19 protein-coding genes are annotated in these 19,254 nt (G+C 65.9%); 8 read left to right on the forward strand and 11 right to left on the reverse strand.

Going from position 1 to position 19,254, the window contains the following annotated elements; genetic code table 11:
* Window positions 1–225: 225 nt before the first annotated feature.
* Together GPL20_RS14965 and GPL20_RS14970 are read right to left on the reverse strand one after the other, a co-directional pair.
* Complete coding sequence (locus tag GPL20_RS14965) at window positions 226–1,164, reverse strand: SMP-30/gluconolactonase/LRE family protein (RefSeq protein WP_157330227.1); 939 nt, start codon at window positions 1,162–1,164, stop codon at window positions 226–228.
* The gene (locus tag GPL20_RS14970) at window positions 1,121–3,196 is read right to left on the reverse strand and encodes a PQQ-dependent sugar dehydrogenase (RefSeq protein WP_347340035.1); all 2,076 of its coding nucleotides are present in this window, start codon (window positions 3,194–3,196) and stop codon (window positions 1,121–1,123) included. Before GPL20_RS14970 ends, GPL20_RS14965 begins: the two co-directional genes overlap by 44 nt.
* 206 nt (window positions 3,197–3,402) lie before the next feature.
* On the opposite strand from GPL20_RS14970, the gene GPL20_RS38850 reads away from it, so the two are divergent.
* From GPL20_RS38850 to GPL20_RS39175, 4 genes are all read left to right on the forward strand, one after another.
* Window positions 3,403–3,636 carry a DUF6894 family protein gene (locus GPL20_RS38850; RefSeq protein ID WP_167533035.1) on the forward strand — a complete coding sequence of 78 codons (234 nt, stop codon included), beginning with the start codon at window positions 3,403–3,405 and terminating at the stop codon, window positions 3,634–3,636.
* Window positions 3,637–3,645: 9 nt separating this feature from the next.
* Entirely contained in the window at window positions 3,646–3,822 is a 177-nt protein-coding gene (locus tag GPL20_RS38855) for a hypothetical protein (RefSeq protein ID WP_167533036.1), read from the forward strand.
* A 382-nt stretch (window positions 3,823–4,204) separates the two neighbouring features.
* Window positions 4,205–5,794 carry a gamma-glutamyltransferase gene (locus GPL20_RS14985; RefSeq protein WP_157330228.1) on the forward strand — a complete coding sequence of 530 codons (1,590 nt, stop codon included), beginning with the start codon at window positions 4,205–4,207 and terminating at the stop codon, window positions 5,792–5,794.
* A 156-nt stretch (window positions 5,795–5,950) separates the two neighbouring features.
* Window positions 5,951–6,190 (forward strand): hypothetical protein, encoded by a 240-nt coding sequence (locus GPL20_RS39175; RefSeq protein WP_205751166.1) that lies wholly within the window; start codon window positions 5,951–5,953, stop codon window positions 6,188–6,190.
* Between the two features lie 157 nt (window positions 6,191–6,347).
* Here GPL20_RS39175 and GPL20_RS14995 read toward each other — a convergent pair whose 3' ends face one another.
* Genes GPL20_RS14995 through GPL20_RS15010 form a run of 4 tightly spaced genes read right to left on the reverse strand, consistent with a single transcriptional unit; the run spans window position 6,348 to window position 9,811 of the window.
* On the reverse strand, window positions 6,348–7,634 hold the full coding sequence (locus tag GPL20_RS14995; RefSeq protein ID WP_157330229.1) for an NAD(P)/FAD-dependent oxidoreductase: 1,287 nt from the start codon (window positions 7,632–7,634) through the stop codon (window positions 6,348–6,350).
* Between the two features lie 12 nt (window positions 7,635–7,646).
* The gene (locus tag GPL20_RS15000) at window positions 7,647–8,378 is read right to left on the reverse strand and encodes an amino acid ABC transporter ATP-binding protein (RefSeq protein WP_157330230.1); all 732 of its coding nucleotides are present in this window, start codon (window positions 8,376–8,378) and stop codon (window positions 7,647–7,649) included.
* Window positions 8,375–9,028: an amino acid ABC transporter permease gene (locus GPL20_RS15005; RefSeq protein WP_157330231.1), complete on the reverse strand. Its 654-nt coding sequence runs from the start codon at window positions 9,026–9,028 to the stop codon at window positions 8,375–8,377. Before GPL20_RS15005 ends, GPL20_RS15000 begins: the two co-directional genes overlap by 4 nt.
* 24 nt (window positions 9,029–9,052) lie before the next feature.
* Window positions 9,053–9,811 carry an ABC transporter substrate-binding protein gene (locus GPL20_RS15010; protein WP_157330232.1) on the reverse strand — a complete coding sequence of 253 codons (759 nt, stop codon included), beginning with the start codon at window positions 9,809–9,811 and terminating at the stop codon, window positions 9,053–9,055.
* Between the two features lie 181 nt (window positions 9,812–9,992).
* Between GPL20_RS15010 and GPL20_RS15015 the strand changes: the two genes are divergently transcribed.
* Entirely contained in the window at window positions 9,993–10,655 is a 663-nt protein-coding gene (locus GPL20_RS15015; RefSeq protein WP_157330233.1) for a helix-turn-helix domain-containing protein, read from the forward strand.
* A gap of 94 nt (window positions 10,656–10,749) precedes the next feature.
* On the opposite strand, the gene GPL20_RS15020 is transcribed toward GPL20_RS15015, so the two are convergent.
* The gene (locus tag GPL20_RS15020) at window positions 10,750–12,015 is read right to left on the reverse strand and encodes a D-amino acid dehydrogenase (protein ID WP_254125822.1); all 1,266 of its coding nucleotides are present in this window, start codon (window positions 12,013–12,015) and stop codon (window positions 10,750–10,752) included.
* 71 nt (window positions 12,016–12,086) lie between these two features.
* Window positions 12,087–13,415, reverse strand: coding sequence for an omega-aminotransferase AptA (aptA, locus tag GPL20_RS15025; protein ID WP_254125820.1), 1,329 nt, complete (start codon window positions 13,413–13,415; stop codon window positions 12,087–12,089).
* A gap of 161 nt (window positions 13,416–13,576) precedes the next feature.
* Here aptA and GPL20_RS15030 point away from each other — a divergent pair, with 161 nt between their 5' ends.
* Complete coding sequence (locus GPL20_RS15030) at window positions 13,577–14,125, forward strand: cupin domain-containing protein (protein WP_157330234.1); 549 nt, start codon at window positions 13,577–13,579, stop codon at window positions 14,123–14,125.
* Window positions 14,126–14,312: 187 nt separating this feature from the next.
* Window positions 14,313–14,465 carry a hypothetical protein gene (locus tag GPL20_RS38865; RefSeq protein ID WP_167533037.1) on the forward strand — a complete coding sequence of 51 codons (153 nt, stop codon included), beginning with the start codon at window positions 14,313–14,315 and terminating at the stop codon, window positions 14,463–14,465.
* A 42-nt stretch (window positions 14,466–14,507) separates the two neighbouring features.
* On the opposite strand, the gene GPL20_RS15035 is transcribed toward GPL20_RS38865, so the two are convergent.
* Genes GPL20_RS15035 through GPL20_RS15045 form a run of 3 tightly spaced genes read right to left on the reverse strand, consistent with a single transcriptional unit; the run spans window position 14,508 to window position 18,311 of the window.
* Window positions 14,508–16,769 (reverse strand): xanthine dehydrogenase family protein molybdopterin-binding subunit, encoded by a 2,262-nt coding sequence (locus GPL20_RS15035; RefSeq protein ID WP_157330235.1) that lies wholly within the window; start codon window positions 16,767–16,769, stop codon window positions 14,508–14,510.
* Window positions 16,762–17,817, reverse strand: coding sequence for an FAD binding domain-containing protein (locus GPL20_RS15040; RefSeq protein ID WP_157330236.1), 1,056 nt, complete (start codon window positions 17,815–17,817; stop codon window positions 16,762–16,764). The genes GPL20_RS15035 and GPL20_RS15040 overlap by 8 nt, the downstream gene beginning before the upstream one ends.
* On the reverse strand, window positions 17,814–18,311 hold the full coding sequence (locus GPL20_RS15045) for a (2Fe-2S)-binding protein (RefSeq protein ID WP_011085005.1): 498 nt from the start codon (window positions 18,309–18,311) through the stop codon (window positions 17,814–17,816). The genes GPL20_RS15040 and GPL20_RS15045 overlap by 4 nt, the downstream gene beginning before the upstream one ends.
* Before the next feature lie 250 nt (window positions 18,312–18,561).
* On the opposite strand from GPL20_RS15045, the gene GPL20_RS15050 reads away from it, so the two are divergent.
* Window positions 18,562–19,230, forward strand: a complete 669-nt coding sequence (locus GPL20_RS15050) for a TetR/AcrR family transcriptional regulator (protein ID WP_157330274.1) — start codon at window positions 18,562–18,564, stop codon at window positions 19,228–19,230.
* Window positions 19,231–19,254 lie beyond the last annotated feature (24 nt).

Consider the following 19,254-nt stretch of genomic DNA (forward strand, 5'->3'; position numbering starts at 1 on the left):
CAAACACTCCGTGGTCGGTGCCACAGATGTCTTGATCCCCGTGGCGGCCAGATGCAAGCAAGAAGAATGCCGCTCCTGTCGCACCGCCCTGCGCCGGAAGCAGATCGGCCCTCTGTTTCTCTTTTATTTGAGCATGATCTCCGCGCAAACGCGTTCCGCGTTTGTCGCGAGGGAAAACCGCTGCACACTTTGCGCTAACGCGGCCCTTCGGGTCCGGATCATGCTCTAGCAGCGCCCGCGCTGGAGGCAGTGCTCGCGGCCCTGCTGGTCGGTGCGGAAGGACTCGATGAATCCGCCCTGGCGCTGGGTGACGAAGACGGTCTTGCCGTCGCTGCCGCCGAAGGCGAGGTTGGTCGGCTCCTTGGCTTTCAGCGTGATCTCCCGCTCGACGGCGCCATTGGGCTTCATCAGCGCGATGGTGCCCTTGAGAATGCGCGCGACGTAGAGGCGACCGGCCACGTCCGTGCGCAGGCCGTCGACGGTGTCGGGCTGAAACGCCTTGACGAGCTTTGCGCCGGTAAGCTCGTTGCCCTTGATCGTGTAGGACCAGATCTGGCCGTTGCTGGACTCCCCGACATAGAGCGTCTTGCCGTCGGGGCTGAGATCGATGCCGTTGGTGGTGCCCATCGCGCGTGGCGCCGACATGATCTGCCCCTGCACCGAGCCGTCTGCGGCTCTCGCGATGCGCCAGATGTGGCCCTCGCGTCCTTTCCAGTTCGGATCGCTCGCGTAGATCGTGCCGTCGCGCGCGATCGTGATGTCGTTGGGCTGATTCATCTCATCGGAATGAAACCAGACGGCCGGCGCGGTGCTTCCCCTCGGAACGGTGAAGACGTTGTGCTTCTTGTAGTCGGCAATGAACATCGCGCCACTCCGATCGAAACGGATCGCGTTGCCGACGCTGCCTTCGGGGAGTGTCGTGAACAGCTCCGAAGCCGCACCGCCCGCGGGCAACCTGCCGATGGTGCCGGGCTTGCCGAGATTGACGACGAACAGGTTGCCGTCGAGATCGGCGGCAGGCCCTTCGATGCCGAAGGTGTATTCGCCCGCGGGCGTCACCTGCACGCTTTCGAACAGTTTCGTGTCGGCAGCTGCCGGCAGGGTCGCGATGAGCAAGATGCTACTGCACAGGCACCAGAAATTCCTGCCGGATGTAATAGCCATCGTCGTCGGTGCACTCGCCGTTCAGATAGGGATCGGCCGGCCGGAAGAATCGGCTGAAGCCGGGTTTGTCTACAGCCTTCCTTTGTGTCACGACGACGACCTTGGCGGCCGGTATTTCGCCGCATTCCCTGCCCGCCTTGCCGTAGAATTTTCGCTGCGGCGGGCCGGACTTGATCCGCATCCGCGTGCCCGGAACCATTTTCGCCACCAGCAGATCCGCGGTGTCGAGCAGGTGCGCGTAACCGGGCTCGGTCTTCGGCAGGCTCTCGCCGCCCGGCGGCATCAGCTTCTCCGCGCCTGACCCACGAAGCCGCGTCCGCAGCATGCCGGAGTCGGGATCGCCCGGATAGATCCAGCCGTCCTGCGACAGCATGAAGCGGAGCGCGGTGACGTCCTTGTCCGCGTCCGATTGCCCGGCCTTCAGGCCGAAATCCGAATGGCAGCCGACGCAATGCTTTTCGACCAGACCCTTGCGCAGCGTGGTGAGCCGGATGCGGTTCTGCGCGTCGCTCGCGACGAACGCCGCGAGCTGGTCGATCAATGCCTGGCTGCGCGTGTCGCAGGCCAGCGGCTGCGGCGGATCGCCTGCGGCGCGGTCGATCCGGATCACGGTCTTGTTCTTGTCCTCGACCAGCCAGATCGCGCCATCCTCCGCGACCGTCATGCCGACAGGGGCGCCTTGCGGCCGCGCGCCGTTGACGCGGTGCCAGCCCGCGATCAGCTCCTCGAACGGCGCGGCAGCCACCTCGCCGGCGTCGGTGCGAAAGCTGCGTGTCGGCTCGGCCGCGCAACTGACGTGATAGCGCACCGGCGCCGGGCTCAGTCTGGGGAAGCCGTGGTCGTCGACGTCGTAGACGAGGACGCGGCTGCCGGTCGGGCGATAGCCGTGCAGGCCGACCAGCAGCTTGCCCTCCAGCTCCGGGAATCTGGTGCCGTGATAATAGAGCATCGCGAGCGGCGCGCCATGCGGCGGCAGCAGCGAGAACGGCGGCTTGTAGAGCGCATTGGCAGTGCAGAGCGACTTGTAGGCTCCCGATTGCAGCACGCTCCTGAACTCGGGACTTGGCGTCGACACATCGTAGCAATAGGGCCAGCCATAATGCCTGCCCTGCTCGATCGCGTTGATCTCCTCGTTCGGCTTGAAGATGTCGGGCAGGTCGCGGCCGTTCTCGCCTTGCAGGAAGGCATAGCCGGCATCGGGGAAGTTCGGATGCAGCGCCAGCGCCATCGAGTTGCGCAAGCCGCGCGCATAGACGGTGTGCGGCGGATCGGTATCGCCAGGCTTCAGCGCCGGAAAGACGCCGCCCGGAGGCGGCGTGAACAGCCAGATCGCGGCCATTGCCGAAGCGCCCTCCGCCGGCGCACAGGGCTTCGTGATCGGCGCCGGCGTGATGCAGTCGTCGTTGTGCGAGCCGACGTTGACGAACAGCCGCCCGTTCCTGTCAAAGACAAACTGCTTGAGCGGATGCGCGCCCTCATCGAGCCTGGTGCCGTCGGGCAGCGTGATCCGGCGTCCCGGCATGTGACGGATGATGGTCTCGACCGTGCTCCGCGGGTTCTCGGCGAGCGGATCGAACCGGAAGATCGTCTCGGCGGTCGAGGCGTACAGCTTCCTGTCCGGACCGATCACGAGACCGAACGGATATTCGATTCCCGTCAGCAATTCCTTGAACCGCTGGCCCTGGGGCGCGTGCGGATCGAGCAGCAGCATCCGGCCGTCGGTATGGCCCCAGCCGCCCATGTCGGCCACGACGAACAGGTCGCGCCCCGGCAGCTGGACGATCGAGCGCGGAAACTTGAGATGATCTTCCTCGCTGGCGACGAGGCCGGCGCAAAATCCCGCCTCCATGCCGATCTGGACTCTGGGAAAGGCCAGATCGCCGCTGCCGCAGGTGTCCGGGCCGACCGCATAGCCGCTTTTCCTCACCGGTTCGGAGGGGGCTCCCGAGACAAGGCCGAACAGTGCCCCGGCGATGACCGCCGCAAACAGGCGCAGGCGTCGGTATTCGCGCCAGACTGTGAGGTGATTCACGGCAGCCCCCGGACTTTCCAGCAAAACTTGTTCCATGCCGCCCGAAAGCCGTCCAGTTGAACATCACCCCCCTGTGATCAAACCGGTGAGGGCCTTGGACCCGACCAATCTCCGTAAATTCCCTTACCGGGTCCGACCCGAATGTTTCGCGAATGCCTCGGGTGGTATCAGTTTGCCATCCCAATCGCGCCCTACAGGAGGCGTATATGGTCCAGGTCTACTTTCATTGCTCCAATACCGAGGGCACCCTGATCGATCGCTACGGCGCCGCCGTCGCCAACCTGACCGAGGCACGCGACCGCGCCGCCCAGATCATGCGCTCGATGATCCTGACGCCCAGCAACGAAGACTGGCGCGACTGGGTGATCCATGTCAGCGACGACGACGGCGAGGAGATTTTCGATCTCCCCTTCACCGCCATGCTCGGCAAGCCGCATTGAGGTGATGCCATGTTGCTCGCTTCCCTGACCATGCTCCGCCAGCCCCTGAGCTTCGTCGCCACCAAATGGCAGCGGCTGATCCGGGTCGCCGGCGATCCCTACCGCCCCGAGCTTCACTACATGCGTGGACCCGGCCCGAAATGGCGCGCCAAGTATCAGGCCAGCCGGCTCGACCGCTCACTCTGAGCGCGGCCGCCGCTTTCCCGCCGACGGTTTCTCCACGCGTCATGCCCGGGCTTGTCCCGGGCATCTACGTTTTGGCCTCTGCGAATGCACGTGGATGGCCGGGACAAGCCCGGCCATGACGGCTCAGGAAAATCTCACCTGCCGGTGAACCTCGCCTTGCGCTGCTCGACAAAGGCGTTGCGGCCCTCGATGGCGTCGGCGCTCCTGCGCATGGTGGCTTGAAACCCGTCGAGCGCCATCCCGCGCCTGTCTCACACCAGCCATGTCGCGGCTCCCTTTTGATGTTCTCATTGACTGCAATGTGCCATTGTCCGCGGGCTTCGCGAATTGCGGAGCTTCAGAGTTAGCGCGACGAAGCCACGACAGATATCAAGACGACATCATGCCTCACCAGTTCAGCCTCGCCCAATCCATCCGCAAGCCCGCAGTTCGAACCAAGGGCGGCATCGTTGCCGCGCAGTCGCGGCGGGCGGCCGAGGTCGGCGCACAGGTGCTGGCGGCGGGCGGAGACTGCGTCGACGCGGTCGTCGCCACCACCTTCGCGCTCAACGTGCTGGAGCCGTGGATGAGCGGCATGGGCGGCGGCGGCGCGATGGTGCTCTACCGCGCCAGGGAAAATCGGTACGAGGTGATCGACTACGGCATGTGCGCACCGCAGAGCCTGCGCGTCGCCGATTATCCGATCACCGGCGCGGGCGCGGCGTCCGATCTGTTCCCCTGGCCGCGGGTGAAGGATGATCGCAACATTCACGGGCCCGGCTCGATCGCGGTGCCCGGGGTCGTCGCCGGCATGGAGGAGGCGCATCGCCGCCACGCCAGGGTGTCGTGGAAAGAGCTGCTGGAGCCGGCGGCGACGATCGGCTCCGAAGGGCTGCTGGTCGACTGGTGGACGACGTTGATGATCGCGAGCACGGCCGCCGATCTCAGGCGCTATCCCGCCAGCGCGGACATCTTCCTGAGGGACGGCCTGCCGCCGAATGCGCCCTGGGGTATCAAGGCCGAGACGCGGCTGCCGCAGGAAAAGCTGAAGGCGACGCTGGCCCATCTCGCCGCCGCCGGCCCACGCGATTTCTACGAGGGCGATCTCGCCAGGAGCATCGCCTCCGACATCAAGGCCGATGGCGGCTCGCTGTCCGTTGAGGACCTCGCCGCATTCCGCAGCCATCTGCGCGAGCCGCTCGCGATCCCTTATCGCGGCGGCAAGGTGTTTGCGACGCCGGAGCTCACGGCCGGGCCGACCATGGCGCACGCACTGCGGCTGCTGCAACAGAACCTGAAGCCGGCCAGCACGCCGGATGCGGCCGCCTACGCCGAATATGCGCTCGCGCTACAATCGGCCTATCGCCAGCGGCTCGACGACATGGGCGATGCCGACGGCAAGCGCTCGCTCGGCGCGGAATATCTGGCGCCGGCCTGCACCACGCATTTCTCCGTGGTCGATCGCCACGGCAACATGGCCGCGGTGACGCAGACGCTGCTCTCCACCTTCGGCTCGAAATACGTCACGCCGCACACCGGCATCCCCATGAACAACGGCATCATGTGGTTCGATCCGACGCCGGGCACGACCAACTCGCTCGCGCCCGGCAAGCGCTGCCTCACCAACTACACGCCGGTCATTGCCGAGACCAAGGACGGCAAGCGCCTCGCGCTCGGCGCTTCCGGCGGCCGCCGCATCCTGCCGGCGGTGATGCAGCTCGTCTCCTTTGCGATGGATTTCGGCATGGACCTCGATGCCGCCATCCACCAGCCGCGCATCGATGCCAGCGAAGGCGCGGTCGTGATCGGCGATGCCCGCCTGCCGACGGACGCGCGCAAGACGCTGGCGGCTCGCTTCGACTACGAGGAGACGCAGGTCCAGGCCCTGCCGATGAAGTTCGCCTGCCCGAGCGTGGTGATGCGCGAGGGCGACACGAATTCGGGTGCGGTCGAGATTTTTCAGCCGTGGGCCGAAGCCGTGGTGGAAGGCTGAGCGCACCGATCGATGCGAGATTGTGCCAGCGCGCGTTGAGCCGATGCGCGATTGCGTATCTCCGCGAGCGTCACGACTCCTCCACATTCGCAGGGAATTTGGCAACGCACGGTTCGTTCAAAGAACGGACAAGTGCGCCCGCCCCCATTGGAGGACATGATGAAGAAACTTGCGCTCGCCGCGTCGCTGATCGTTGCCGCCGGCCTCACACTCGCCAATCCTGCGCTTGCCAAGGGCGGGCATGGGCACGGACATGGACACGGTCATGGACACGGTCGTGGCCACGCGATGGGCCATCACTATCATGGCACCCCGCCGGGATGGTACCACGGGCGCAAGGTCGGCTGGCGCGGTTACGGCTGCCCGCCCGGCCTGTGGAAGCAAGGCCGCTGCTGAGGCCCTAGAGCATCATCGATTCTGATTGAATCAGAACCGAAGCTCTAGATTCTTGTTTTGACGCGTTTTCTTCACGCGAACCGGTACCCACTTCGCTCGAAAACGCTCTAATCCGCCAATCATGCAAGGCGTCGCCTTCTAACGGGGCGGCGCCTTCTCATATGCCGAGCCGGTCCCGTATGCGGCCCGCGATCACGGCGCTCGTGACGCCGAGCGGCCAGAATGCGTGCATCGGGATCGGCTTGATGCCGGTGATGGGCATGTCGATCTCGGCCTTGACGCCGCCGATCAGGCGACGGGCGAGCTGCGCGCCCATTGCGGTCGAGAGCGCGACGCCTCGGCCGTTGCAGCCGAGCGAAATCAGGATGTTCTCCGCAGGCTCGTGCACATGCGGATAGTGGTCCTTGGTGATCGCGAGCCGGCTGTTCCAGCCATGAGTCCAGGCCACACCCCTCAGCTCCGGCCACAGCCGCTCGGCATAGCGCATGAGATAGTCGACGTCGCTGGGCGAGTTGATCCAGCGCATCGGCCCGCGGCCGCCCATCAACAGGCGATTGTGCTGATCGATGCGGTAATAGACCGTGATGTGGCCGCTCTCGTAGAGCACGGGACGCGTCGGCATGATCGAACGGGCGACCGCGTCGGATAGCGGCGCGGTGGCAGCGATCGACGAGAATACCGGCACGATGGTGCGACGGAGCGCGGGCCAGAGATCGTCGGTAAAACCGTTGGTGGCGAGCAGGACCTTGTCGGCATGAACCACTGCGCGCGGCGTCTCGATGCGCCAGCGCGTGCCCTCGCGGCGCAGCGACAGGGCCAGTGTCTCGCCATGGACTTTTGCTCCCGCCGAGATCGCGGCGCGCGCAAGGCCGCGGGCGTAGCTGAGCGGGTGCAGATCGCCGCCGCGCGTATCCAGCATCGCGCCGATGTAGCGGTCGGTGCCGGTCATCTCGCGCAGCTGCTCGCGGTTCAGATATGTCACCGGCATGCCGCGGCGGATGCATTGCTGCGCGGTGTTTTCGATCGCGGCGGCGCTGGCCTCGTTGTAGGCCGCGCGCAGCGTGCCGTTCTGCCGCGCCTCGCATGGGATCTGGTAGCGGCGGATCAGCTCATGCGTGAAATTCGTGGTGCCGTAGGAGAAGTCGATCATGCGCCGGCCGAGCTCAGTGCCGAAATCGGCCTCGATCTGATCGGGATCGTGCTTCAGGCCGGGATTGGTGTGGCCGCCATTGTTGCCCGATGCACCCCAGCCCGGCTCCTGAGCCTCCAGCACCAGCGCCTCGACGCCTTGCTCCGCCAGATGCAGCGCCGTGGACAGCCCGGTATAGCCGCCGCCGACGATCGCGATGGAGACGGTCTTGTCGACATCGAGCGGCGGCGTGGCCACAGGCGCGACGGCGGTGTCGGCATAAAGCGAGGGCGGCAAAGGCAGACGCGTCGTCATGGCAAGGTCCGGTCAGAGCGGATGCAGCACGCGGCGCAGGAAATCCTGGGTGCGCGGGTGCTGGGGTTGATTGAGCACCGATTTCGCCGGTCCCTGCTCGACGATGACGCCGCCGTCGATGAACAGCACGCGGTCGGCGACGTCGCGGGCAAAGCCCATCTCGTGGGTGACGACGACCATGGTCATGCCGTCGTCGGCGAGCTTGCGCATGACGCCGAGGACATCGCCGACGAGCTCGGGATCGAGTGCCGAGGTCGGCTCGTCGAACAGAATGGCCTTGGGCTGCATCGCGAGTGCGCGGGCGATGGCAACGCGCTGCTGCTGGCCGCCCGAGAGCTGCGGCGGATGCGCGTCGGCCTTCTCGGCAAGCCCGACCTGGGCAAGCAGTGCGCGGCCTCGCTCGAGCGCCTGCCCACGCGATTCCTTCTTCACATAGAGCGGCCCCTCGACGACGTTCTCCAGCACTGTCCGATGCGGGAACAGGTTGAAGCGCTGGAACACCATCGAGACCTGGGTGCGGATGTTCACGATCGACGGCGCGTCGCGGTCGACCTTCAATCCCTCGACGTTGATCTCGCCGCGGTCGTAGCTTTCGAGCCCATTGATGCAGCGCAGGATGGTCGACTTGCCCGAGCCGGACGGTCCGATGATGCAGACCACCTCGCCTTTTTGCACGGAAGCCGTGATGCCCTTGAGCACCTCAACCTTGCCAAAGCTCTTGTGGACGTCATTGAGCTCGATCATCGCTTGCCGGCCCGCTTCTCGAAGTGACGGACCAGCAGGATCAGCGGGATGCTCATGGTGAGATACATCAGCGCCACCAGCGTGAACACGCTGGTGTTCTTGAAGGTCGAGGACGCAATCAGCTTGCCCTGCAGCGCGAGCTCGGCGACCGTGATGGTGGAGGCCTGCGAGGAGTCCTTCAGCATCATGATCATGACGTTGCCGTAGGGCGGCAGCACGATGCGCACGGCCTGGGGCAGCACCACGCGGCGCATGGTGAGCCACCAGCCCATGCCGATGGACTGCGCCGCCTCGATCTGCCCCTTGTCGATCGCCTCGATGCCGGCGCGGAAGTTTTCCGCCTGATAGGCCGAGTAGGCGATGCCGAGCCCGAGGATCGCGGCCTGCAAGGCCGACAGCGTGACGCCGAGATCCGGCATCACGAAGTAGAGGTAGAACAACAGCACGATGATCGGGATGCCACGGATCACATTGATCAGGCTGGCGCTGAGCATCGACAGCGCCTTGATGCCGGAGACCCGCATCATCGCCCAGATCAGGCCGAGCACAGTCGAGAGCAGCAGCGAGCCGATGGTGACGATGATCGTCAGCGCGACGCCGTTCAACAGGATCGGGAAGAACTCGACGGTGTCGTGCCAGAAGCCTTTCATCGATCAGCCTTCGATGAGTCGTTATCAACCCTGCGCCTTCAGGCCCCATTTATCGAGGATCTTGTCGATGGTGCCGTTGGCCTTCAGCTTCGCCAGCGAAGCGTTGATCTTGCCAAGCAACGCGGCCTCGCCCTTGCGAACGCCGATGCCGACCGAGCCGACGGTGACCGGCTTGTAACCGTCGACGAGGCGCACCTCGGGGAAACCGCCCTGCTTCAGATTGTAGGCGAGGATCGGATAGTCGGCGTAGCCGGCCTTGAGACGGCCGGTGTTCACGTCGCGCAGGATGTCGGGAATGGTGTCGTAGGCCTTGACGTCGGCGAACAGGCCGGACTTCTTCAGCGCATCGACGAAGGCTGTGCCGACCTGGGCGCCGACCGTCTCGCCCTTCAGATCGTCCTGCGTGGCATAGGCCTTGGTGTCGCTCTTCGGCACCACCAGGCCTTCACCATAGGTGTAGATCGGGTCGGAGAAGTCGACGACCTCCTTCCGCGGCGCCGTGATGAACATCGCAGCGGCAATGATGTCGATCTTGCTCGAGGTCAGCGACGGGATCAGCGCCGAGAACTGCATCGGCTCGATCTGCACGTTGAAGCCGGCATCCTTGCCGATCTCAGTGACGAGATCGACCATGATGCCCTGGATGGTGTTGGTCTTGGTGTCGAGGAAGGTGAAGGGAATGCCGGTCGGCGTCGAGCCGACCTTCAGCACCTGTTGCGCCGAAGCCGGCGTCGCTGTTGCAATTGCGAGTGCCGCGATCGCGGCCAGACCAAAACGCTTCATCGCATCCCCCTTTGGGCCTGGCCTGTGGCGGCGCTCGCACATGTCTTGATCGCAGACGTTGCGGGCCAAGCCGTTTCGGCCTATTTTCACCAGTATGAAAATTTGGTCACACTTTTGCGGATGACGCAAGCGGTTTTCATGCACATGAAGGAAGCGGTTTGACGTGAGCGGTGGCAAAAGAATGCGCAAACCGGCCGCCGCAAGGCCGGCGAAGAAGGCCAAGGCCAGAACCGGGACCGGAACCAGGCCTATCGCCCAACCGGCCGAGCCCGCGATGGACGTCGCGGTCGGCCGCCGCATCCGCGATCTCCGGCGCGTCAGGCAGTTCTCGCTCGAGACGGTCGCGTCGCGCACGGAGCTGTCGATCGGCTTCCTCAGCCAGATCGAGCGCGGCCTGTCGTCGCCGTCGCTGCGCGTGCTGGCGACGCTGGCCGACGTGCTCGGCGTCGGCATCGCCGCGCTGTTCGGCGCGAGCCCGAGCAGCGACGGCGGATCCGACCAGGTCGTCACGCGCGGATTGCAGCGGCCGGAGCTGAAACTCTGGCGCACCGGTGTGTCGAAACAGTTGCTGAGCCCGGCCAGTGCCGACAACCGGCTCAATCTGTTCCTGGTGCATCTGGAGCCCGGCGGCTCCACCGGAGACGAGCTCTACACTCACGACGGCGAAGAGGCCGGCCTGGTGCTCGAAGGCGAGATGATGCTGACGGTGGACAGCGAGACGTGGTCGCTGAAGACGGGCGACAGCTTTCGCTTCGCGAGCCGAAGGCCGCACCGGTTTTCCAATCCGGCGCAGGATGCGAAGGCCGTGGTGCTGTGGGTGAATTGCGTGACGGGGGCGGGGTGAGTCACTGTCATTCCGGGGCGATGCGAAGCATCGAACCCGGAATCTCGAGATTCCGGGTTCGCCTCTTCGAGGCGCTCCGGAATGACGGCATCAATCACCCAAACCGGTGCGCGTACCGGTCCACCGTCAGCGCGCTGACATCGATCTCCGGCTTCCTGCCCGACAGCATGTCCGCGAGCACGCGGCCGGAGCCGCAGGACATGGTCCAGCCGAGCGTGCCGTGGCCGGTGTTGAGGTGGAGATTGGCGTATTGCGTCGGGCCGATCACGGGCGGACCGTCCGGCGTCATCGGACGCAGGCCGCTCCAGAACGTCGCCTTGGCGAGATCGCCGCCGCGCGGGAACAGATCGGTCAGCGAGTGATCCAGCGTGGCGCGCCGCGCGTCATAGAGCTTGCTCGAATAGCCGGAGATTTCCGCGGTGCCGCCGACGCGGATGCGATTGCCGAGGCGCGTGATCGCGACCTTGTAGCTCTCGTCCATCACGGTGGATTCCGGCGCGCCGGAGGCGTCCTTGATCGGCACCGTGATCGAATAGCCCTTCACTGGATAGACCGGTAGCGAAATGCCGAGCGGCGCGGCGAGCCGCGACGACCAGCTTCCGAGCGCGAGCACATAGGCGTCCGCCTGCAACAGGCCGGCGCTGGTCACAACGCCGCCGACGCGCGCGCCGTCCGTGACGATGCGATCGATCCCGGTGTTGAACATGAAGCGCACGCCGAGCGCTTCGGCATGCTTGGCCAGCGCCTGCGTGAACATGTGGCAGTCGCCGGTCTCGTCCTGCGGCAGGCGCAATCCGCCGGCGAATTTCTCCTTCACGCCGGCGAGCGCGGGCTCGGCCGCGGTGCAGCCCTCGCGGCTCAGCACCTCGAAGGGCACGCCGTATTGCTTGAGCACGGCGATGTCCTCGGCCGTGCCATCGAGCTGCGCCTGGTAGCGGAACAGTTGGAGCGTTCCTTTCGAGCGCTCGTCATACTGGATGCCGATGTCGCGCCGCAGATCGCGCAGGGCATCGCGGCTGTATTCCGCGATCGGGATCATCCGGCTCTTGTTGACGGCGTAGCGCGCGCTGGTGCAGTTGCGCAGCATCTTGAGCAGCCAGACCCACATGACGGGATCGAACTTCGGCCGGATCACCAGCGGGCCGTGCTTCATCAACAGCCACTTGACCGCCTTCACCGGCACGCCGGGGCCGGCCCAGGGCGAGGAATAGCCGGGCGACACTTCGCCGGCGTTGGCGAAAGAGGTCTCCAGCGCCGGCTCGGGCTGACGGTCGACGACCGTCACCTCGTGGCCGGCACGTGCGAGGTAGTAGGCAGAGGTGACACCGATGACACCGCTGCCGAGGATCAAGACTTTCACGCTTCGTCAAACTCCCGCGGCATCGCGCTCGCCGCTGCAAGAAAAACACTCCGCAACGGCGAGAGCAATTATCAGGCCACCTTCTTGATGGCGTCGCCGAGGATCGAGACCATCTGGTCGATGTGGCTCTTCTCGACGATGAGCGGAGGCGACATCGCGAATGAGTCGCCGCTCATGCGCAAATAGAGGCCGGTGTTGAAGCAGTCGACCATGACGTCGTAGCCGCGCGCACCGACGACGCCGTCGCGCGGCGCCAGCTCGACCGCGCCCATCAGACCGCAATTGCGGATGTCGACGACGTTCGGCAGGCCCTTGAGCGAATGCAGCGCATCGCGCCAGTATTCGGCAATCGACGCGCCACGCGTGAGCAGGCCCTCGTCCTTGTAGATGTCGAGCGTCGCGATGCCGGCGGCGCAGGCGGTCGGATGCGCCGAATAGGTGTAGCCGTGGAACAGCTCCATCTGGCTCTCGGGGCCGACCATCATCCCGTCATGCACCTTGCGGCTCGCGAACACCGCGCCACAGGGAATGGTGCCGTTGGTGATGCCCTTGGCCGTCGTCATGAGGTCCGGCGTGACGCCGAAGAAGTTGGCGGCGAACGGCGTGCCGAGACGGCCGAAGCCGGTGATGACCTCGTCGAAGATCAGGAGGATGCCGTGCTTGTCGCAGATCTCGCGCAGGCGCTGGAGATAGCCCTTCGGCGGCGGCAGCACTGCAGTCGAGCCGGGCACCGGCTCGACGATGACGGCGGCGATCGTCTCGGCGCCATGCAAGGCCACCAGGCGCTCGAGATCGTCGGCGAGCTCGGCGCCATGCTCGGGCTGATCCTTGGCGAAGGCGTTGCGGGTGAGATCGTGGGTGTGGCGGATATGGTCGACGCCCGGAAGAAGCGTCGCGAAGGCGCGACGATTGGCGACCATGCCGCCGACCGACGTGCCGCCGAAGCCGACGCCGTGATAGCCGCGCTCGCGGCCGATCAGACGGGTGCGGCTCGACTGGCCGGTGGCGCGGTGATAGGCGAGCGCGATCTTCAGCGCAGTGTCGACCGACTCGGAGCCGGAATTGGTGAAGAAGACGCGGTCGAGGCCCTTCGGCGCGATCTCGGCGAGACGCTCGGCGAAGTCGAAGGCGAGCGGATGGCCCATCTGGAACGTCGGCGCGAAGTCCAGCGTCATCAGCTGCCGCTCGACGGCGGCCGCGATCTGCTTGCGGCCATGGCCGGCATTGACGCACCAGAGGCCGGCGGAGCCGTCAATCACCTTGCGGCCGTCGACGGTGGTATAGTGCATGCCCTCGGCCGAGGAGAACAGGCGCGGCGCCTTCTTGAACTGACGGTTGGCCGTGAACGGCATCCAGAACGAGTCGGTCTTGATAGTGTTCGGAATCTGATGAAGGGTCACGGGCCACGCTCCTTTGCTGCCCCATTAGCAGAGCCACGGCTTCAAAAGCGCAACAAGTCCTTTTCTTATAAGCTGCAAGCCATTGATTTCACTAGGGCTGCCGGTCCATATTTGCGCGATCCGCAACACCTGCAACACCGGATCAGGGCAAGGACCAGGGCATGAGCGTCGACATCGGTGGACGGCTGCGATTCATCCGGGCGCGCCACAAGCTGTCGCAGCGCGAGCTGGCCAAGCGCGCCGGCGTCACCAATTCGACGATCTCGCTGATCGAATCCAACCAGATGAACCCCTCGGTCGGCGCGCTCAAGCGCATCCTCGACGGCATTCCGATGGGGCTCGCCGAGTTCTTCGCACTGGAGCCGGAGACGAGGCGCAAGATCTTCTATCGCGCAGAGGAGCTGACCGAGGTCGGCAAGAAGCCGATCTCCTACCGCCAGATCGGCGACAATCTGTTCGGCCGCAGCCTCCAGATCCTGAAAGAGCGCTACGAGCCCGGCAGCGATACCGGGCGCGTCCATCTCGTCCATGACGGCGAGGAAGGCGGTATCGTGATCTCCGGAAAGCTCGAAGTCACCGTCGAGGACGAGCGGCGCATCCTCAATCCGGGCGACGCCTATTATTTCGAGAGCCGCCGCCCGCATCGCTTCCGCTGCGTCGGCGGCAAGCCGTGCGAGGTAATCTCGGCCTGCACGCCGCCGACGTTCTGAGGCGCAATCGATCCCATCCGGAATGTTACGGAGCACCGTTATCTTACGGAGCTTGAGCCATCTCAATTTCCGAAACCCCGGCCGCTATATATTACGAATTGTAGCCGAGCAGCCTGGCGCAAAGGTGCTGAGGTTATGGCCCCGGACTCCTAGGCACTCCGGGGCCGCTTCGTAACAAGGCTCGCAGATGAAGATCACGCTCGCCAATGCGGAAGCCGTGCTCGACGAAGTCCAGCGCGACGCCGACAAGCTCCATTCGCGAGAGCTGCGCAGGGCCATCGAGAATCACATCGAGGCGCAGCGAGCCGCGATCAGGGCTCTCCGCAGGAAGATGAATTGACGTGCCGCGGCGGAGCGAGAAGGCCTCGCCCCGCCCGCCGCCTCAACGCTGTGTCAGCAACTCCTCGATCCGGATCGGAAAGCGGCGGACCCGCACGCCGGTCGCGTGCCAGACGGCGTTGGCGACCGCGCCGGCACTGCCGGTGATGCCGATCTCGCCGACGCCCTTGATGCCCAGTGCATTCACATGCGGGTCATGCTCCTCGACCGTGATCACGTCCAGCGGCGGCACGTCGGCATTCACGGGGATGTGGTACTCGCCGAGATTGGCATTCATGATGCGGCCGGTGCGGCGATCGGTGATGGCCTCCTCGTGCAGCGCGAAGGACAGGCCCCAGATCATGCCGCCGAACAGCTGGCTCTTCACCAGATGCGGATTGACGATGCGTCCCGCCGCGAACGCGCCGACCATGCGGGTGACGCGGACCTGGCCGAGCTCGGGGTCGACCTTGACCTCGGCGAACACCGCGCCATGCGCGTGCATCGCATATTCCTGCATCGCCGCAGGGTTCGGCGCGCCGGTGCCGCGGGCTTCGACCTCGGCCAGCCCCGCTCGTGCGAGGATCTCGGCGTAACTCTCGCCGCGGCTTTCGTCGTCACGCCGGAGCAACCTGCCGTCGCGCGCGATCACGCCGGCATTGCCGGCGCCGAACAGCGGCGAGCGCTCGTCACCGGTCGCGAGATCGGCGAGCTTCGCAATCACGGCCGCGCCGGCGCTGTGGATCGCCGCACCGGCGGTCGCGGTGTGCGCCGAGCCACCGGCGATGCCGGCATCGGGCAGGTCTGATGTCCCCGCCTTGAACGCGACGCGGTCGATATCGAGCCCGACCGCATCGGCTGCGATCTGTGCAAGTGCCGTCCAGGCACCCTGCCCCATGTCATGCGCGCCGATCTCCATGACGCCTGAGCCGTCGCGGCGGATCGCCGCGCGGGCCTCGGCCTGGAACATCAACGCCGGGAAGGTCGCGGTGCCCATGCCCCATCCGACCAGGAGGCCGGCATCGTCACGCATCTGCCGCGGCTGGAGCGCACGTTGCGCCCAGCCGAACCGCGCCGCGCCCTGCTCGTAGCAGGCACGCAGCGCCTTGGACGAGAACGGCTTGCCGGTGATCGGCTCGACCTCGGCATAGTTCTTGAGGCGAAAGGCGAGCGGATCGATGCCGCAGGCCCAGGCCATCTCGTCGATCGCACTCTCCAGCGCGATCGAGCCGGTCGCCTCGCCCGGCGCCCGCATGAACAGCGGCGTGCCGGTGTTGACGCGCACGGCATCGTGCGCGGTGCGGATCGCAGGCGCCGCATAAAGCGTGTGCGAGGCATCCGCCGCGGGCTCGTAGAAATCGTCGAACGTGCTCGACACCGTGCGGGCGTGATGATCGAGCCCCGTCAGACGCCCCTCGCCGTCCGCGCCGATGCGCAGGCGCTGGCGCGTCGGTGCGCGATGGCCGACCGGCCCATACATCTGCTCTCGGCGCAGCACGAGCTTGACCGGCCGGCCGACGAGCTTGGCAGCCATGATGCCGAGGGTCTGCGGCCCGGCCATCAGGCCCTTGGAGCCGAAGCCGCCGCCGAGGAACGGGCTGCGGATGTGGATCTTGTCGTGCGTAATGCCGAACAATTCGGCGATGCGCGCCAGCGACATCATCAGGCCCTGGGTCGGCATATCGACCGACAATCTGTCGCCGTCCCAGGACGCGACGATCGCATGCGGCTCCATGGCATTGTGATATTGCGGCGGCGTCTCGTAGACCGCGTCGATCTGTTTCTCCGCGGATGCAAGGCCCGCCTCGACGTCGCCGTGGTGATGCTCCGCCGGGTTGCCGACACCGACGACGGGCGGCACGAAGCTTTCGCCGGCATCGAGGCCGACCAGCGCTGGCAGCACCTCGTAGCGCGGCGCCAGCAGCGCCGCGCCTTCCGTGGCGGCCTCGAGCGTTTCCGCGATCACCACCGCAATCGGGTGATTGGCGTAGCGGACCTCGTCGCTCTGCAACACCTCCATCCGGAATACGAACGGGTTGGTCTTGATCTCAGGGTCGACCGCGAGCTGTGGCTTGTGGCTCGGAGTCATGACGTCGACCACGCCGGGATGGCGCTTGGCGGCGTCGACATCGAGCGAGGTCACGCGACCCCGCGCGATGCTGGCCACGGCCATCACCGCGAACAGCATGCCGGGCGGATGATTATCGGCGGCATAGGTCGCCTGCCCCTTGACCTTGAGAATGCCGTCACGGCGGGTCAGCGGCTGACCGATATTCGAGCCGTGGCGCAGATGCGCGGGCGCGCTGGTGAGGTTGAGCTCAGGCATGGATGGCTCCGGGGATCGAGGCAAAGGGAGAGGCCGGCAGCGCCGGCAGGCGCGCGGGCGTGCCGGCCGCGGCCAGCGTCAGCGCGCGCACCACGATGCGGCGTGCGAGCTCGATCTTGAAGGCGTTGTCACCGGACGGCTTGGCGTCGGTCAGCGCGCGCAAGGCGGCTTCCTGGAAGGCATCGGCCGTGGGCGCGACGTTGCCGAGCACATCTTCCGCGCTCCGGGCGCGCCAGGGCTTTGCGGCGACGCCGCCGAGCGCGAGCCGCGCTTCCCTGATCTTGCCGTTCTCGATCCGCAACGCGGCCGCGGCCGAGACGACGGCAAAGGCATAGGACGTGCGCTCGCGGACCTTGAGGTAGCGCGCATGCGCGGCGAAGCCGCGCGCCGCAGGCGGCAGGCGCACCGCGACGATGAGGTCGCCGGGTTCGAGCGCCGATTCACGCTCAGGCGCATCGCCGGGCAGGCGATGCAACGCATCGAGCGGGATTTCGCGCCGGCCGTTCCTGCCCTCGATCTCGACGATGGCATCGAGCGCGACCAGCGGGACGCAGAAGTCGGAGGGATGCGTCGCGATGCAGCTGTCGCTCCAACCGAGCACGGCATGACTGCGGTTCTCGCCCTCACGCGCGTCGCAACCGCTGCCGGCCTCGCGCTTGTTGCAGCGGCTGGCGGTGTCGTAGAAATACGCACAGCGGGTCCGTTGCAGCAGATTGCCGCCGACGGTCGCGGCGTTGCGCAGCTGCGCAGAGGCCCCGGAGAGCAGCGCTTCCGCAACGGCGGGATAAGACCTTGCAAAGTCCGCGTCGTGCGCGAGATCGGCGTTGCTGACCAGCGCGCCGATGCGCACGCTGCCATCGGCGAGATGCTCGATCTGATCGAGTCCGTCGAGATGCGTGACATCGACCAGGCGATCAGGACGGCTGACGCCGCCTTTCATCAGATCGAGCAGATTGGTGCCGGCGGCAAGATAGACCGCGCCCGGCTGGGCGGCGGCGGCAACGGCTTCAGCGACCGTGCCGGGCCTGACATAATCGAACGGTTTCATGCGGAGCGCCTCTGATTGGATTCGTCCATGCGTTCTTGCGCCTCACGCACGGCATCGACGATGCCGGCATAGGCGCCGCAGCGGCACAGATTGCCGCTCATGCATTCGCGGATGCGCTCGGGATCGTCGCCGGCCTGCGCCTCGCGCATCATGCCGATCGCGCTCATGATCTGGCCGGGCGTGCAGAAGCCGCACTGAAAACCGTCATGAGCGATGAAGGCGGCCTGCACGGGATGAAGCTGGTCGCCGCGCGCGACGCCTTCGATGGTGAGGATGTCGGCGCCGTCATGGCTGACGGCGAGCGCAAGGCAGGAGTTGATACGCTTGCCGTCGACGAGAATGGTGCAGGCGCCGCACTGGCCGCGGTCGCATCCCTTCTTGGTTCCGGTGAGATGGAGGCGCTCACGCAGGAGATCGAGCAGCGTGACGCGCGGATCGTCGAGGACGAAATCGCGCCGCGCACCGTTCACGGTGAGGCTGATGGAGTGGTTCATACAAGGCTCCGATCAGATATGGACATGACCAATCGTGCAGCGCGCCACCGCCGTGGCCGCCGTCAATTTCGCGCCGCCCGATCGTGATCCGGGCCGACACCCGCGAAGATACGGAGGCACCCTCCGTTTAACAAGAGCCACCGAGAAATATTTGGAATTCGTCAAAAGCCCGTGCGCCACCAACGCGATGCAGCCCTGCAAGGGTTCAACAAGGGTTCAATCTAACCAATTCGTGATCTACATTGCCGCCATGGACGACCACACCGACCAGACCCGCAAGCCCCGCGCCGACGCCGTGCGCAATCGCGAGCGCGTGCTCGAGGCGGCGAAAGCCGTGTTCAGCGCGGGAGGTCCGGAGGCGAGTCTGGAGGCCGTGGCAAAACGCGCCGGCGTCGGCATCGGCACGCTCTATCGGCACTTTCCGACACGCGAGGATCTGTTCGAGGCGGTGTACCGGCGCGAGGTCGAGCAGCTCAGCGAACTCGCCGAGCAATTGAAGAACGCCAAGGATCCGGTCGATGCACTTCGACGCTGGCTGCGCTCCAACGTCGAGTTCGTCGCCACAAAGAAAGGCATGTCGGCCGCGCTGGCGCTGACGTTCCAGAGTTCCTCGGAGCTCGCGGCTTTCTCGATGGACCGGCTGACCAAGGCGATCGGCTCGCTGCTCGACCGCGCGGTCGCGGCCGGCCAGATGCGCGCCGATGTCAGCCCGGAGGACCTGCTGCGGGCGCTCGTCGGCATGTGTTACATGCACGACCAACCGGGCTGGCAATCCTCGGTGCTGCGGATGCTGGACGTGTTTGTCGACGGCCTGCGCGTGCAGGCCGGAGCCAAAGCCAAAGCGCTTCCCGCCAAGGCGCGCACTGTCAAGGCGCGCACTGCCAAATCGGAGAAGGCGGCCCCGAAGCGGAAGCGTTAGCCGCGCCGACATGCTAGGATCGGC

The sequence above is a fragment of the Bradyrhizobium cajani genome, from assembly GCF_009759665.1.
GTDB lineage: Bacteria > Pseudomonadota > Alphaproteobacteria > Rhizobiales > Xanthobacteraceae > Bradyrhizobium > Bradyrhizobium cajani.